This is a genomic window from Chelatococcus sp. HY11 (genome assembly GCF_018398335.1).
In the GTDB taxonomy this organism is placed as follows: domain Bacteria; phylum Pseudomonadota; class Alphaproteobacteria; order Rhizobiales; family Beijerinckiaceae; genus Chelatococcus.
The window spans coordinates 1,121,280-1,136,242 of sequence record NZ_JAHBRX010000001.1 but is presented as its reverse complement, the minus strand read 5'-3'; the positions used below and the strand labels follow the sequence as shown (position 1 = coordinate 1,136,242).

14 protein-coding genes are annotated in these 14,963 nt (G+C 62.2%); 10 read left to right on the top strand and 4 right to left on the bottom strand.

Translation table 11 applies throughout. From position 1 onward, the window contains the following. Positions 1 to 10 precede the first annotated feature (10 nt). From fabZ to lpxB, 4 genes are all read left to right on the top strand, one after another. A complete protein-coding gene (gene fabZ, locus KIO74_RS05380; RefSeq protein ID WP_213331047.1) occupies positions 11 to 475 on the top strand; it encodes a 3-hydroxyacyl-ACP dehydratase FabZ in 465 nt (154 codons plus the stop codon). 4 nt (positions 476 to 479) lie between these two features. Next, complete coding sequence (lpxA, locus tag KIO74_RS05375) at positions 480 to 1,271, top strand: acyl-ACP--UDP-N-acetylglucosamine O-acyltransferase (RefSeq protein WP_213331046.1); 792 nt, start codon at positions 480 to 482, stop codon at positions 1,269 to 1,271. Further along, the gene (locus KIO74_RS05370) at positions 1,250 to 2,170 is read left to right on the top strand and encodes an LpxI family protein (protein ID WP_213331045.1); all 921 of its coding nucleotides are present in this window, start codon (positions 1,250 to 1,252) and stop codon (positions 2,168 to 2,170) included. The genes lpxA and KIO74_RS05370 overlap by 22 nt, the downstream gene beginning before the upstream one ends. A gap of 134 nt (positions 2,171 to 2,304) precedes the next feature. Beyond that, entirely contained in the window at positions 2,305 to 3,480 is a 1,176-nt protein-coding gene (gene lpxB, locus KIO74_RS05365; protein ID WP_213331044.1) for a lipid-A-disaccharide synthase, read from the top strand. A 71-nt stretch (positions 3,481 to 3,551) separates the two neighbouring features. On the opposite strand, the gene gltA is transcribed toward lpxB, so the two are convergent. Further along, a complete protein-coding gene (gene gltA / locus KIO74_RS05360; protein WP_213331043.1) occupies positions 3,552 to 4,844 on the bottom strand; it encodes a citrate synthase in 1,293 nt (430 codons plus the stop codon). Between the two features lie 372 nt (positions 4,845 to 5,216). After that, entirely contained in the window at positions 5,217 to 6,638 is a 1,422-nt protein-coding gene (gltX, locus tag KIO74_RS05355; protein ID WP_213331042.1) for a glutamate--tRNA ligase, read from the bottom strand. A gap of 338 nt (positions 6,639 to 6,976) precedes the next feature. Here gltX and KIO74_RS05350 point away from each other — a divergent pair, with 338 nt between their 5' ends. After that, entirely contained in the window at positions 6,977 to 9,310 is a 2,334-nt protein-coding gene (locus KIO74_RS05350; protein ID WP_213331041.1) for a ComEC/Rec2 family competence protein, read from the top strand. On the opposite strand, the gene lexA is transcribed toward KIO74_RS05350, so the two are convergent. Then, positions 9,288 to 9,989 (bottom strand): transcriptional repressor LexA, encoded by a 702-nt coding sequence (gene lexA / locus KIO74_RS05345; protein WP_213331040.1) that lies wholly within the window; start codon positions 9,987 to 9,989, stop codon positions 9,288 to 9,290. The two genes, KIO74_RS05350 and lexA, sit on opposite strands and share 23 nt — an antisense overlap. A 498-nt stretch (positions 9,990 to 10,487) precedes the next feature. On the opposite strand from lexA, the gene KIO74_RS05340 reads away from it, so the two are divergent. The 5 genes from KIO74_RS05340 (at position 10,488) to KIO74_RS05320 (ending at position 13,387) form a co-directional block, all read left to right on the top strand. Next, positions 10,488 to 11,405 carry an ABC transporter permease gene (locus KIO74_RS05340; RefSeq protein WP_213331039.1) on the top strand — a complete coding sequence of 306 codons (918 nt, stop codon included), beginning with the start codon at positions 10,488 to 10,490 and terminating at the stop codon, positions 11,403 to 11,405. Between the two features lie 9 nt (positions 11,406 to 11,414). Next, positions 11,415 to 12,320 carry an ABC transporter permease gene (locus KIO74_RS05335; RefSeq protein ID WP_213331038.1) on the top strand — a complete coding sequence of 302 codons (906 nt, stop codon included), beginning with the start codon at positions 11,415 to 11,417 and terminating at the stop codon, positions 12,318 to 12,320. A gap of 7 nt (positions 12,321 to 12,327) precedes the next feature. After that, positions 12,328 to 12,576 carry a tautomerase family protein gene (locus tag KIO74_RS05330; protein ID WP_349629220.1) on the top strand — a complete coding sequence of 83 codons (249 nt, stop codon included), beginning with the start codon at positions 12,328 to 12,330 and terminating at the stop codon, positions 12,574 to 12,576. Positions 12,577 to 12,910: 334 nt separating this feature from the next. Continuing rightward, on the top strand, positions 12,911 to 13,126 hold the full coding sequence (locus KIO74_RS05325) for a tautomerase family protein (protein ID WP_249730865.1): 216 nt from the start codon (positions 12,911 to 12,913) through the stop codon (positions 13,124 to 13,126). Between the two features lie 42 nt (positions 13,127 to 13,168). Then, positions 13,169 to 13,387 carry a tautomerase family protein gene (locus KIO74_RS05320; RefSeq protein WP_291959844.1) on the top strand — a complete coding sequence of 73 codons (219 nt, stop codon included), beginning with the start codon at positions 13,169 to 13,171 and terminating at the stop codon, positions 13,385 to 13,387. A gap of 58 nt (positions 13,388 to 13,445) precedes the next feature. On the opposite strand, the gene KIO74_RS05315 is transcribed toward KIO74_RS05320, so the two are convergent. Then, positions 13,446 to 14,960 carry an ABC transporter substrate-binding protein gene (locus tag KIO74_RS05315; protein ID WP_213331036.1) on the bottom strand — a complete coding sequence of 505 codons (1,515 nt, stop codon included), beginning with the start codon at positions 14,958 to 14,960 and terminating at the stop codon, positions 13,446 to 13,448. Positions 14,961 to 14,963 lie beyond the last annotated feature (3 nt).

The following is a 14,963-nucleotide window of genomic DNA, read 5'->3' as shown; positions in this document are numbered from 1 at the left end:
GAAGATTTTCATGAACGATGGGCCGGACAAGCTCGAAACCGCGGATATCCTGCAGATTCTGAGCTATCTGCCGCATCGCTATCCCTTTCTTCTCGTTGATAAGATCATCGAGATGAAGGGTGATGAGTCATGCATCGGCATCAAGAACGTCACGTATAACGAGCCGCAGTTCGCGGGGCATTTTCCCACGCGGCCAATGTTTCCCGGCGTCTTCATGATCGAAGGAATGGCTCAGACCGCCGGCGCCCTGTGCGTGGCGTCCAAGCTTGCCCAGAAGTCGCGGCCGAAGGAAGTCTACTTCATGACCATCGACAAGGCCAAGTTCCGTAGGCCTGTCGGCCCGGGCGACACGGTTGAGTATCACATGAAGAAAATCAACAATCGCCGCAACATGTGGTGGTTCCGCGGCGAGGCGAAGGTCGACGGCGTCCTCGTCTGCGAGGCGGAAGTCAGCGCCATGCTGGTCGTTGAGTGACGTGATGGGCGATATTCATCCAACCGCCATTGTGGAGAGCGGCGCGTCTCTTGGCGAGGGCGTGCGGATTGGTCCGTTCTGCATGGTGGGTCCAGAGGCCGTGCTTGGCGATGGCTGCGAGCTTGTCAGCCATGCGGTTGTTGCCGGACGCACGACGATTGGTCCCAGAACCCGCATCTTCCCGTTCGCGTCCATCGGCCACCAGCCGCAGGATCTGAAATTTCGCGGCGAGGCGTCGAGCCTGACCATCGGCAGCGACTGCCTGATCCGCGAGGGCGTCACCATCAATCCGGGCACGGAGGGCGGCGGGCTCGAGACCGTCGTCGGCAACCACTGTGCGCTGCTCGCCAATTCTCATATCGGCCATGACTGCCATGTCGGTGATCATGTCGTTCTCTCCAACAACGTGATGCTCGCCGGGCATGTGACGCTCGGGGATTATGTGATCGTCGGCGGTGGCGCGGCGATCATCCAGTTTGCCCGTGTTGGCTCCCATGCCTTCGTCGGCGGCCTGTCCGGCGTGGAGAATGACGTGATCCCTTATGGGATGGCGCTCGGCAACCGTGCTCACCTCGCAGGCCTCAATATTGTAGGACTGCAGCGTCGCGGCTTCTCGCGGGAGGATATTCATAGCCTCCGGCGCGCCTATCGTCTTCTCTTCGCGGCGGAGGGCACGCTGATGGAGCGTGTCGAGGATGTCGCCGCGGAGTTCGACAAGCTCGCGGTCGTCCAGGAGGTGCTGGACTTCATCCGCGTCGGCGGGAAGCGGGCTATATGCACGCCGCGAGAGGCGTGAGCGAAACTCCGGCGCCGACCGATCTCAAGGCCGACGATGCCGGAGCACCGGTGGTTCTTCTCGCCGGGGGTGGTGCGTTACCGGATTTGCTAGCGGCTGCCCTCGAACGCCGGGGCAGGGCGGTCAGGATCTTGGCTTTTCGTGGCTTCGCGGAGCGGGCACTTGCCCGGCGCGCCGACCTGATTGTTGACCTCATCGACTACAAGCGGACGCTTGCGGCACTCAAGGCCTGGAAGCCGGCGGAAGTTGTCCTGATCGGCACCGTCACGCGGCCGAAGCCGATTGCTTTCATGGGTGCGCTGTCCGCCTATCGCAATCGTGAGGAAATTGCTGCCATCCTCGGGTCTGGCGACGATGGTCTCTTGGGCGGCGTCGTGCGCCTCATCGAGGAAGAGGGCTTTGCAGTTGCGGGCATTGATCAGCTCGCGCCGGAGCTGCTCGCTCCGCAAGGCCAACTCGGCGCTGTCGCGCCGGATTCCGACAGCTGGTCCAGCATTGCGCGTGGCCTCGCCGTGCTCGATTCCCTCTCTCCCTTCGACGTCGGCCAAGCCTCGGTCATCTGTGCGCATTGGGTCGCCGCCATCGAAGGCCCTGAGGGCACCGATGCCATGCTGCGGCGTGTGCAAAAGCTGCGCAGAGGAGCCCGCTTGCGCGCCACCCATGGCGGGGTATTGGTGAAGACAGCGAAGCGCGACCAGGATCTTCGCGTCGATCTTCCCACCATCGGTCCGCGTACCGTGGTAAGAGCGGCTGCAGCCGGCCTTCAAGGCATTGCGGTTGGGGCGAAAACGACGTTGATCGTCGAGATTGAACGCACGGTCCAGGAAGCGGATCGGCGCGGACTGTTCCTGCTCGGGGTCGATTCCCGCACGGAGCCGCCTAGAGTATCGAGCCGATAAGCGGATGCGGATTTCGGACAAATCCGGCGCCCGTTCAAATAGATAGACCGGCGCGCTCGATTCCAAGTGAGCATCCGCCGCGCAAGGGCGGTGGTCGGCGGCAAAAGCACGCGTGCGACGATCGAGGAGAAGGCATGCCCGCGCGGATATTCGTGGTCGCTGGAGAGGAATCCGGAGATCAGCTGGGGGCCAGGCTGATGCAGGCGCTCAGCCGGCGTCTTGCGCCCGATGGCGTCACGTTCACAGGTGTCGGTGGGCGGGCCATGGAGGCTGAGGGACTGAAGAGCCTCTTCCCCATGTCGGATATAGCGGTCATGGGCTTCGCCGCGGTCATTGCCCGGCTGCCGACCTTGATCAACCGCATCAAGACGACCGCGGACGCCATTATCGCTCAACGGCCTGATATGGTCGTCATCATTGACAGCCCGGATTTCACGCACCGTGTCGCGCGGCGAGTCAAGGCGGCCCTGCCCGATCTGCCGGTGGTGGATTATGTCAGTCCCACCGTCTGGGCGTGGCGGCCCGGGAGGGCGCGCAAGATGCGCTCCTATGTCGATCATGTACTGGCGCTGCTGCCTTTCGAGCCGGCCGCGCATGCCCGCCTCGGCGGTCCGCCCTGCACCTACGTCGGCCATCCCTTGATCGAGCGTCTCGACGCGCTGCGTCCGGGGCCTGGTGAGCGGAGCGAGCCGCCCTATAATGATCGGCCGCCGACCGTGCTCGTTCTGCCGGGCAGCCGACGCTCCGAGGTTACGCGCCTGATGCCCGTCCTGGGCGAAACGGTGGCTGCCGTTTCGGCGAGGCTCAGCGGCCATGTGCAGTGGGTGCTGCCGGCGGTGCCTCATGTCGCGCCGCTGATCGAGCAGGGGCTCGCGTCCTGGCCTATCAGACCCACGGTCGTCAGTGGCGAGGAAGCCAAATATGCGGCGTTCCGCTCCGCGACTGCCGCACTTGCCGCATCCGGAACAGTCACGCTCGAACTCGCCCTGGCACGTATCCCGACAGTTGTAGCCTACAAGGTCTCGCGGCTTGAGGTGCAAGTGCGCCATTTCATCATCGTCGAGCACGCAAGCCTGCCCAATATCATTCTCGATGAGCCCGCCGTGCCCGAATTCCTGCAATGGAACTGCACTGTCGATAACCTCGCGGGGGCGCTTCTGCCTCTGATGTCGGCGTCTCCGGAACGCGCGGCCCAGCTCGCTGCGTTCGATCGCGTGGAAGCAGCCATGAGCATCGGCGCGTCTCGACCGAGCGACAGGGCTGCCGAAGTCATCACCGATGAGTTGCGCGTGCGCCGACTGCCAGTTTGATCGGTGTCTGAGCCGAGCAACAAAAAAGGGGCCTGAATGCCCCTTTTTCATGTCGTCAATGCGTTCCAAACTCAGGAACGCTGCGCCATCGGCATGTAGTCGCGCTGGGGCGCGCCGATATAGAGCTGGCGCGGACGGCCGATCTTCTGGGACGGATCCTCGATCATTTCCTTCCACTGGGCGATCCAGCCAACGGTGCGGGCCAGCGCGAAGAGCACCGTGAACATCGACACCGGGAAGCCGAGCGCCTTCAGCGTGATGCCCGAGTAGAAATCGATGTTGGGATAGAGCTTCTTCTCGATGAAGTATTCGTCATGCAGCGCGATGCGCTCCAGTTCGAGCGCGACGTCGAGCAGCGGATCGTCCTTGATCCCGAGCTCGTTGAGCACCTCGTGCGTCGTGCGCTGCATGATCTTGGCGCGCGGATCGTAGTTCTTGTAGACGCGGTGGCCGAAGCCCATGAGACGGAACGGATCGTTCTTGTCCTTGGCCTTGGCGATGAACTGCGGGATGCGATCGGGCGTGCCGATCTCGGCCAGCATCTTGAGGGCGGCTTCGTTCGCGCCGCCATGGGCGGGCCCCCACAGGCAAGCGATGCCGGCGGCGATGCAGGCGAAGGGATTGGCCCCCGACGAGCCGGCGAGGCGAACGGTCGAAGTCGAGGCGTTCTGCTCATGGTCGGCATGCAGGATGAAGATGCGGTCAAGCGCGCGCGCCAGGACCGGATTGACCACATATTCCTCGCAAGGCACGCCGAAGCACATGCGCAGGAAGTTGGACGTGTAATCGAGATCGTTCTTCGGGTACACGAACGGCTGACCGACCGAGTATTTATAGGCCATGGCGGCCAGTGTCGGCATCTTGGCGATCATCCGCATGGACGCGATCATGCGCTGCTGCGGATCGGAGATATCGGTCGAGTCGTGGTAGAAGGCCGAAAGAGCACCGACAGACGCCACCATCACGGCCATCGGATGCGCATCGCGGCGAAAGCCCTGGAAGAAGCGGTTCATCTGATCGTGAACCATGGTGTGGCGGGTCACCACATAGTCGAATTCCGCCTTTTGGCTCGCCGTCGGCAGTTCCCCATAGAGCAGGAGATAACAGGTCTCCAGGAAGTCGCCGTGCTCGGCGAGCTGCTCGATCGGGAAGCCACGGTAGAGGAGAATCCCCTCGTCGCCATCGATATAGGTGATGGCGGATTCGCAACTCGCCGTAGACGAGAAGCCCGGATCGTAGGTGAACATCCCGCTATGCTTGTACAAGGCACCGATATCGGCGACGCTCGGGCCTATCGTACCATCCTTCACCGGAAGGTCGATGCCCTTTCCGTCAACAGTCAAGGTGATTGCCTTGTCGCTCATGGATATATCCTTCTGCTCAAACGCAGCGAAGCCGTCACAGCCAGACCGCATGCATGAGCTTGAGGAAATTGCCCAAACTCAGGAATGGGTTTGATTCCAAAAAGTTAGCGCAGGAAAGGTCGTGTCATGCGACGATCACGTTCAATCTCATGCCCTTGCCCATGAAAATCAAAAAAGCTCAACGGCAATGAAAGTCGAGCCGTTCATGCCTCACCTTGGTGAGTCGCCGGCCCATTTTGGATCTGCAATTGACTCTGCGCGATAAGAAATCGCGCGGAATCAATGGCTTGATGCCAGTATCCATCGAGATCCCAGCCCGCCCCGAACATGCTCTAGCCCATCCACGACCATCGTTCAAGCGGCCGGAATGGCTCAGGGCAGCTGATCGCGGATACGGCCTAAACTTTCATCACGTCCGAGTACTGTCATGACATCGAACAGGCCGGGAGAGGTGCCGCGGCCGGTGAGGGCTGCACGCAACGGTTGCGCTAGCTGGCCAAGTTTCAACCCGGCTTCGGTCGCGGTAGCTCTCACTGCGGCCTCGGTCGTCTCGTTGCTCCAGTCATTGATCCCTTCAAGGGCAGGGAGCACCAGAGCAAGCCGATCCCGGCCGTCCGCGTTGAGAAGGGCTGTCGCCTTGTCATCGCAGGCCAGGGGGCGTGATGCGTAGAGGAATGAAGCGCTGTCAAGAAGTTCGACCAGAGTCTTGGCACGCTCCTTGAGGCCGGGCATCGCGGCGAGCAGCTTTTCACGCAGACTGGGCGGCAAGGTTGGCCCGAGGCCACGCGCCGGACCGAGTTCAGGCAGAATATCTTCCAGCGCCCGGACCAGCATCTCGTCGTCGGCACTGCGCATGTAATGGCCGTTGAGATTCTCCAGCTTCGCAAAGTCGAAGCGGGCCGGAGAGCGCCCGATGGAGCCGAGATCAAAGGCCGCGATCATCTCCTCGGTCGAAAAGATCTCCTGATCGCCATGGCTCCAGCCGAGGCGCACAAGATAGTTGCGCAACGCCGTCGGGAGATAGCCCATCGAGCGATAGGCGTCGATGCCGAGAGCACCGTGACGCTTCGAGAGCTTGGCGCCGTCCGGACCATGAATCAGGGGGATATGCGCCATGATGGGCACGTCCCAGCCGAGCGCCTCATAAATCTGCTTCTGCCGCGCGGCGTTGGTGAGATGGTCGTCACCGCGGATAATGTGGGTGACGCCCATGTCATGATCATCCACGATGACCGCGAGCATGTAGGTCGGCGTGCCGTCGGAGCGCAGCAGAACGAGATCGTCCAGATCCTTGTTCTGCCACGTGACGCGACCCTGCACCTGATCCTCGATCACCGTCTCGCCTTCGGTCGGTGCGCGCAGACGGATGACCGGCTTCACGCCGGCCGGCGCCTCCGAGGACGGGCGATCACGCCAACGCCCGTCATAACGCAACGGCCGCCCTTCACGCCGTGCCTCCTCGCGCATGGCTTCGAGCTCTTGAGGCGTCGCATAGCAATAATAGGCGCGTCCGCGCGCGAGCAGCTCCTCGGCGACCTCGCGATGCCGCGCCGCGCGGGAGAACTGGTGAATGGCATCACCATCCCAGTCGAGCCCAAGCCAACTCAGGCCGTCGAGGATGGCGGCGATGGCCGCTTCCGTGGAGCGTTCGCGATCGGTATCCTCGATTCTCAGCAGCATCTTGCCGCCATTCCGGCGGGCATAGAGCCAGTTGAACAGGGCCGTGCGGGCGCCCCCAATATGAAGGAAGCCCGTTGGCGAAGGCGCGAAACGCGTAACGACGGTTCCGGTCATCTCAGATATGTGCTCTCTTGTGCCAAAGCGATGGCCGTGACGGTTCAAGGTCGCTTCCGTCCACGGTCGGGCGTCGTTTAGCATGATGCTCAGCCCGGGGTAAGAAGCTCTTTCCGCCACGAAAGGCCGTCGTTCACCGGTTTGCTTTTTGGCTCAGCTGGTCGCGGTCGATTTGGTGCGGCGTCTCCGGGAATATGTTTCATGGTCCGGCGCTTTCAAGCCCGGCGCGCTTTCGCCTGCCGATCACGTGATTGTTCGTTCTTTGCGTTTCGCGTTTCAGAACCACTCCATTGCAACCTGGCCGCGACCCGGTCCGTCATTCAGGGTATTCCGCCCGCATGGCCCGCCAGAAGAGCCGCGCGATTACCGTCGTCGATGACGGCAGACCATCACGCCTTGCCGCCTGGGGCCTGCTGCCGGGATGGCATAGTCTCGTCACCGGCGGGGCGCGTGGTGGCGCTCGGGATCTCCTTGTTCTGGAGGCCGAGCGGCGGCGCGCCTTCCTGTGGCTGCCCGTCGCGTTTGGTTGCGGCATCATTCTCTACTTTCTCGCCGACGCGGAGCCTTCCCTGTGGCCGTCGGCGATTGGAACGGGTGTCGCGGCTCTCGTTGCTGCGGTCACGGGCCGCCATCGCCGCCTCGCCGGTGTGGCCATCGCCGTTGCGGCCGTCATGGCGGGGTTTGCGGCGGCGACATGGCGAACGCGCAGCGTGGCCGCGCCGGTGCTCGTCCGGCCGATGATCGCCAAGCTTGGCGGGCTTGTTCTCAGCGTAGAGGAGCGCCCGGCGGGCCCCCGCATCGTCGTCAGGGTCGCAAGCCTTGGATCGCTCACGGCGAATGATCGCCCCGCGCAGGTGCGCGTCTCCCTTCGTCCGGGTGCGAGCGTAAAGGCGGGTGACTTCATCGAGGCGACAGCCCGCCTTCTGCCGCCACCGACAGCCGCGCGCCCTGGCGGCTATGACTTCGCCAGGGATGCCTTCTTCGCCGAACTTGGGGCGGTGGGCTCGCTCGTCGGAAAGGTGACGGTCCGGGCGCCGCCCGAGGCGCCGGACATCTGGACCGCGTTGACCATTGCGAATGACGTCGCCCGCAATACCCTGACGGAGCGTATCGCCAAAGCCTCCGGAGGGCAGGAGGGGGCGCTGGCGGCAGCGCTTGTCACGGGCAAGCGCGGATTGATCACGGAGGAGGTCAACGATGCCCTGCGCGCGGCCGGCATCTATCATATCGTGTCGATCTCCGGCCTCCATATGGCACTCGCGGCCGGCAGTCTGTTCTGGGCGGCGCGAGCGCTTCTGTCGCTTTGGCCGGCGATCGCGCTTGCCTGGCCGGTGAAGAAGATGGCCGCCGTCATCGGGATGCTCGGTGCCACGGCCTACTGTCTGTTCTCCGGCGCCGAGGTGGCCACCCAGCGCTCCCTTGTGATGACCATCGTCATGATGGGCGCGATCCTGATCGACCGGCCAGCCCTCTCCATGCGCAATCTCGCCCTGTCGGCGCTCATCTGCCTCGCCCTGCGCCCGGAAGCCCTGTTGGGCCCGAGTTTCCAGATGTCCTTCGCAGCGGTCGCCGGGATGATCGCCTTCACTGTGAGGCCCTCGGGGCTTCTCGCCGGTGGCGCGCCCTCATCAGACGCCTACGGCTGGATGCGGGCCGCGGGGCGATGGGCGTTTCTTCTGACGACGACCACGACGGTTGCGACCATCGCCACGGCCCCGTTCAGCGCCTATCATTTCCAGACCCTCAACCCGTTCGGCCTGCTCGGCAATGCCATGGCCTTGCCGCTGATCGAGCTCGCGGTGATGCCGCTCTCGGTGCTGGGCGTCTTTGCGTCGTTCTTTGAGCTCGATCGGCCGGTCTGGTGGCTGATCGGCCAGGCCACGGTGCCGGTGCTGGCCTCCGCCCGCGCGGTCGCCGAGCTCGAACGCTCGCGTGTCATTGTGCCTGCCTTCGATGTCGGAGCGCTCGGCGTGATGGTCATCGCCATCCTCTGGGTCACGCTATGGACGACGGCCTTGCGCTGGCTCGCCCTTCTTCCCGCGGTGATTGGGCTCGTGATGGCCCATGGCACGTCGCGTCCTGACATTTACATCGATCGCGGTGCGAGCGGCCTCGCCCTGCGCGTCTCCGACGGCCGGCTCGTCATCCTCGGCAAACCGTCGGGCTTTGTGCTGGAACAATGGTTGCGGGCCGATGGCGATGGACGCGCGATCGAGGATCCCTCCTTGCGCCACGGAACGCTCTGCGACCCGCTCGGCTGTACAGCACGCTTGAAGAGCGGTCAGGTGATCGCCTTTGTTCGTGACAAGCGCGCTTTTCCCGAAGACTGTAAACGTGCCGCTGTCATCGTCAGCCCATTGCCGGCAACGCGAACCTGCGAAGCCGGCACAATCATCGATCGGCGCGTTCTCGACAGAAGTGGCGCCATCATGCTGACGCTGGATCCCCGTGATGCAGCTTTCAACCGGACCCAGGCGCTATCGACGGCATCGCGACCATGGATCACCGGCGTGAAACCGCCGCAACCATCGGCCAGGCCCTCAGACGAGAAGACGTCAACCGTCAAGGCACCCGCCTCAAGACGTCAAAGCCTCGATCCCATCGACGCCATGCCGGACGGCCTCCCCGAGGGAGAGGAGAGGGAGCCGCTCAATAGCGACGTAGAAGACTGACGAGCTTGCCCTGGATGCGCACCCTGTCAGGCCCGAGGACACGTGTTTCATAGGCGGGATTGGCAGCCTCGAGCGCAATCGACGAGCCACGCCGGCGCAGCCGCTTCAGGGTGGCCTCCTCGTCATCGATCAGGGCAACGATAATATCCCCCGTATCGGCCATGTCCTGGCGCCGGATAACGACGGTATCACCATCGAGAATGCCCGCCTCGATCATGGAATCGCCACGCACCTCAAGGGCGAAATGTTCACCCGCGCTGAGCATTTCGACTGGAATGGCCAAAGTATTGCTACGGGACTGGATCGCTGAGATGGGCGTGCCCGCCGCGATGCGTCCCATAACGGGCACCGAAATCGTCTTTGGTGCATCGGTCTCCGTGGCAGGCGGAAGATTGCGCACGCGACCGAGGCCGCCCTCCACCACGCTGGGGCTGAATTTTCCCCGCGGGGCGGCTGCCATGGCATTATCTGGTAGCTTGATGACTTCGAGAGCGCGCGCCCGGTTAGGAAGCCGGCGAATAAAACCGCGTTCCTCAAGAGCAATGATGAGGCGGTGAATGCCCGATTTCGATTTCAGATCGAGCGCCTCCTTCATCTCATCGAAAGATGGGGGCACGCTCGTTTCCCGAAGCCGCTCATGGATAAAGCGAAGAAGCTCGTTTTGCTTGCGTGTCAGCATGTCGTGACCACCCCGCCTTCCGTTTTGCCAGCTTCCAACGCCATCCGGATCGATCAGTTTTGAGGAGCAATTGCACCGATTCGATACTGTGCGCCTGAACTAGGAAACAAATCATGAACGACGATAGCTGTTCTCTATGTGTTCCGCAAGCCTCAAAGCGAATGCAGAGTTTCAAGGCCGGTTTCCATGCCCGGTTTCAAGCTCGAATATCCGTGCCGAATATCCGTCCTGATCGGCTCTTTTTCCGCGAACTCTCCGGAGGCCTGTTTGGAGCCTGACCGCTTGCTCGCGACGAAGCGCCAATCGGACGGGCCTCTCTCAGACGGGCGCGGGCTTTTAAGTTTGTGAATTTTTCTGCCAAAATATCGTTTATAATGAAATTGAAGCTTGTGAATTTAAGCGCGGCCGATAAGATCAGCTCAACTTCAAATCAAAGCGGTCGCAGAATGCGATCCGTCGATCTCCCATTGGGTGCGGCGGTGGCAGGGGAACTATTGTATGGGCCGTTACATCGTGCAGCGACTCATCCTCACGATTCCGGTGCTCATCGGCATCATGCTGGTGTGCTTTTTCCTCACGCGTCTGAGTGGCGATCCGACCGATCTCATGTTGCCGACCAATGCGACTGAGGAGGCCCGGGCCGCCTTCCGGTCTGTCCACGGTCTCGACAGGCCGTTGTGGGAACAGTTTGTCACATTCTTCGCCAACGGCCTCATGGGCGATTTCGGCTCCTCGTTGCGCTTCAACCAGCCCGCGATGAGCCTTGTCTGGGAACGTCTTGGCGCGACCACCGAGCTGGCGGCGGCGACAATGGCCATGGCGCTCCTCATCGGCGTGCCGGCGGGAGTCGCCGCTGCCTATCGCCGCAATACCCCGGCCGACATCACCATTCGCGGCATCACCTTGATGGGGCAGGCGCTGCCGGGCTTCTACCTCGGCATCATCTCGATCATCGTCTTTGCCGTGTGGCTCCGGTGGCTGCCGTCCGGCGGCCGCGGATCCTGGCTCAATCTCATTCTGCCGGCAGCGACCCTTGCCTTCAATCTCGTCGCGCTGATCGCCCGTGTCACACGGTCCTGCATGCTCGATGTGCTGCGCCAGGATTACATCCGCACAGCGCGCGCCAAGGGTGCCCGGGAGCGCACGGTGCTATGGATCCACGCCCTCAGAAACGGCTTCATTCCCGTGCTGACGGTGATCGGTCTCCAGGTCGGCCTGCTGATGGGAGGTGTGGTCGTGACCGAGACGGTGTTTTCGTGGCCCGGGGTGGGGCGCCTCGCCATCCAGGCGATCTACGCGCGTGACTTTCCCGTGGTGCAGGCGGTCGTTTTCACCTTCGCCATCATATTCGTCTTCGTGAACCTCGTTGTCGATCTCCTCTACGCGGTTCTCGATCCGCGCATCAGCTACAACTGAGGCGGCGCCATGTCCTTGTCACCGCCCGTCGCTGCAGCGGAACCCGCCCCCATCGAAAGCCGCTGGCGCGGCGTCCTGAAGCGGCTCTTCGCCAAGAAAGCCGCGAAACTCAGCCTTTTCATCATCCTGATCGGCTTCCTGTTCGCGCTGGTGCCCTCGCTCCTGGCGCCGCATGACCCTTATGCCCAGGAGCTCACCCTGCGGCTGCGTCCGCCTGCGCTCATGGAGCGCGGCGTGCCGGGGTACTGGCTCGGTACAGACCAGCTCGGCCGAGATATTCTATCGCGCATCATCTACGGCGCGCGCATCACGCTCTTTGTCAGCATCTTCGCGGTTCTCGTGTCGGGCATCGCCGGCGTGGCGATGGGACTCATCGCCGGCTATTACGGCGGCAAGGCGGATGCGGTCATCCTGCGGCTGATCGACATCCAGCTCGCCTTCCCGCTGGTTCTGCTCGTCATCGCGGTTGTCGCCGTCGTCGGCCCGTCGCTCACCAATCTTATCATCATCATGGGGCTGTCAGGGTGGCCGCGTTTCGCGCGTGTGGTCCGCGGCTCAGTGCTGTCTGTCCGTAACAAGGAATTCGTGGAGGCCGCGCGCGCGATTGGCGTGAAGACGCCGCGCATCATGGTGCAACACGTCCTGCCGAACGTCCTCTCGGCGGTCATTGTTTACGCGAGCTTCGATCTCGCCCGCATGATCCTCCTGGAAGCGACGCTCAGCTTTCTCGGTCTTGGCGTGCAGCCGCCATCGCCAACATGGGGCGGCATGATCAGCGACGGCGCCAAATACATGAGCCTGTCCTGGTCGGTTTCGCTCAGTCCCGGCATCGCCATCGCGCTCCTGATCCTGGCCTTCAACATTCTCGGCGACGAGCTTCGCGACGCGCTCGACCCGCAGATTTCCGACAACTGACGTCGCGATCGATCCGGCCCGGGAGGGCTCGACCATGATCATTTCCATTCAATTCGAGAACAGCCGCAGCGACGACACCAAGAGAGCCGGCGCCAAGGCCCTGACAGAGGCGGCCGTCGAGACCCTCGGCGTCAAGCCGGAATGGGTCACCGTTCTCTACGAAAACTATGACAAGGAGAACTGGGCCATCGGAGGGGAATTGCTGCTCGACCGACATGCGGCGCGCGAGAAGGCCGCCAAAGCGCAGGAACCCTAGGTTCAATCGACATTCGGCATTCTCAGCTGTCATCGCCGGGTTCGTCCCGGCCATCCCGATGGATCGAGGCGCCTTTTCCGGTCGGGATCACCGGGACAAGCCCGGTGATGACGGTGGTATCTCTTGAGCAATACTTGAATGTCGATTGCCCCTAGAGCGGGCGTGGAATCGCGGCGAATATCAGATCAGTAACGATTCAAATCACCGAAATATCTGTATTTATTCACGGTGGACGGCCGAGCTAAAGAACATCCATATCGACAACTGGAAAAGCAAGGCAAGGCGTCATTATCAATAATCCGCAACCATCACCAGCCAGACAGGGATATAATCCATGCCCATCATCACAATTCAGTTCGACAAGGGCCGCTCCGTGGAGAAGAAGCGGGAGGTCGCGAACGCGGTGACCGACGCCATCGTGGCGACGCTCGGCGGCCAGCGCGATTGGGTCACCATCCTGTTCCGCGACTATGAGCGCACGGACTGGGCGATCGGCGGCAATCTGCAGCTCGACCGTCACGGGCCGCTGAAGCCCGGCCATCACGACTGATAACCCAATCTTCTCTCATCACGAGCAAAAGGCGTCACGACAGTGATCATCACCATCCAGATGGAAAAAGGCCGTAACGTGGATACGAAGCGGCGCGCGGCGAAGGCCTTCACCGAGGCCGCCATTGCCACCCTCGGCGCGAAGGCGGAGTGGGTGACGGTGCTTTTCGAGGACTACGAGCGCACCGACTGGGCGATTGGCGGCAATCTGCAGCTCGACCGCCACGGTCCCGGGCTCGTCACGCTCGGTAACAAGGAATAAAAGAAAAGGGCCCGGATTTTCATGTCCGGGCCTTCTCGTCATTGAATCGAGGTGTGATTTACTTCAGAGACGTATTGTAGAAGTAGAAGCGCTGGTCGCCGCTTGGCTTGAAATTCTCGAGCTTATTTGTCGTTCCGTAGAATTCGACGCCGGCGAAGAGAAAGATGATCGGCGCCTCATCATGCATGATGCGCATCGCCTTCTTGTAGATCTCATCGCGCTTGGCACGGTCGGTCTCACGCGCTCCGGCATCGATCAAGGCATCGAGTTCGGCATTCTTGATGTAGGAATAGCGATAGTCCGAACGATAGGCCGCGATCGCGAAGCCCGGATCATCGGGGACGCCAAGGCCGATCAGGCCGAGAGGGGCGAGCTCGCGGGCGATGAACTGGCGCAGAAACTCGCCGGACTCAAGCGACGTGATCTTCGTCTTCACGCCGACCTTGTCCAGCATGCCGGCGATGGCCTCGCAGAGTTCGCGATCATTCGGGTAGCGGTTCGACGGACATTTGAAGCCGACCTCGAAACCGTTGGGAAAACCGGCTTCCGCCAGCAGCGCTTTCGCCTTGGCCGGATCATAGGGGTAGTCGTCGATCGCCGGGTCGAAGCCGAGCTGGTTCTTCCGCAGGATCTGGCCATGCAGCATCCCGCCCTTGCCGAAAAAGAGGTTGTCGATGATGAGCTTCTTGTCGATGGCGTAGTTGAGCGCCTGGCGTACACGCTTGTCCTGGATCGGACCCGGGTGGGTTTCAAGCGAGGACTGCACCACCTGGAACACCCGGTAGCTGTCGACACCGATCAGCTTGAGGTCCGGGCGGGCTTCCAGTTCGATCGCCGTGGTCACCGGCAGGTTGACGGCAAGCCCATATTCACCCGTCGTAAGACCTGCCGCCCGCGCTGTATCATCCGGCACCGCCTTCCAGACGAGCCGGTCAATGCCTTCCGGCAGCTTGCCCCAGTATCCCGTGTTCTTGTCCATCACGAGCCGGTCGTCCTTGACCCACTCGGTCAATTTGAACAGTCCGGTGCCGATCGGCTTCTGGCCGAAGCCCTTGGGCCCGACCTCCGCCCAATAGGCCGGCGGCGTCACGAGCACCTGAGCCAACATCAGCTCAAGGGCGGGATAGGGATATTTAAGACGAAGGCGAACCGTATGATCGTCAACCTTCTCAGCCCCCGCGAGTCCGGTCGAATAGACCGTGTAGGCGGAGGCGATCTTGGGATCCATGAAGATGCGGAGACTATGGACTACGGCGTCCGCGTTCATCGGCTCGCCGTTGGTGAAGCTGACGCCTTTGCGCAGCTTTATGAGAATTTCCGTCTCCGATACTTTCTCGAACCCCTCAGCCAGGAGCGGTTCGATCTTGCCGCTGATCGGATTGTTGAAGAACAGCGGCTCCAGGATCGCGAAAGACGGATTGTTGGTCGACAGGGTCCCGAACAAGTCCGCCGGATCGTAGGGCTGGGCGATGGTCAGGGTCGCTGCCGCGGCGCTGCCCGACAGGGGCAATGCAGGCGTCAGGAAGGGAAGCGTCACCGCAAGCGCGAGTGCACGCAGGTTGGGGCGCATCATGTT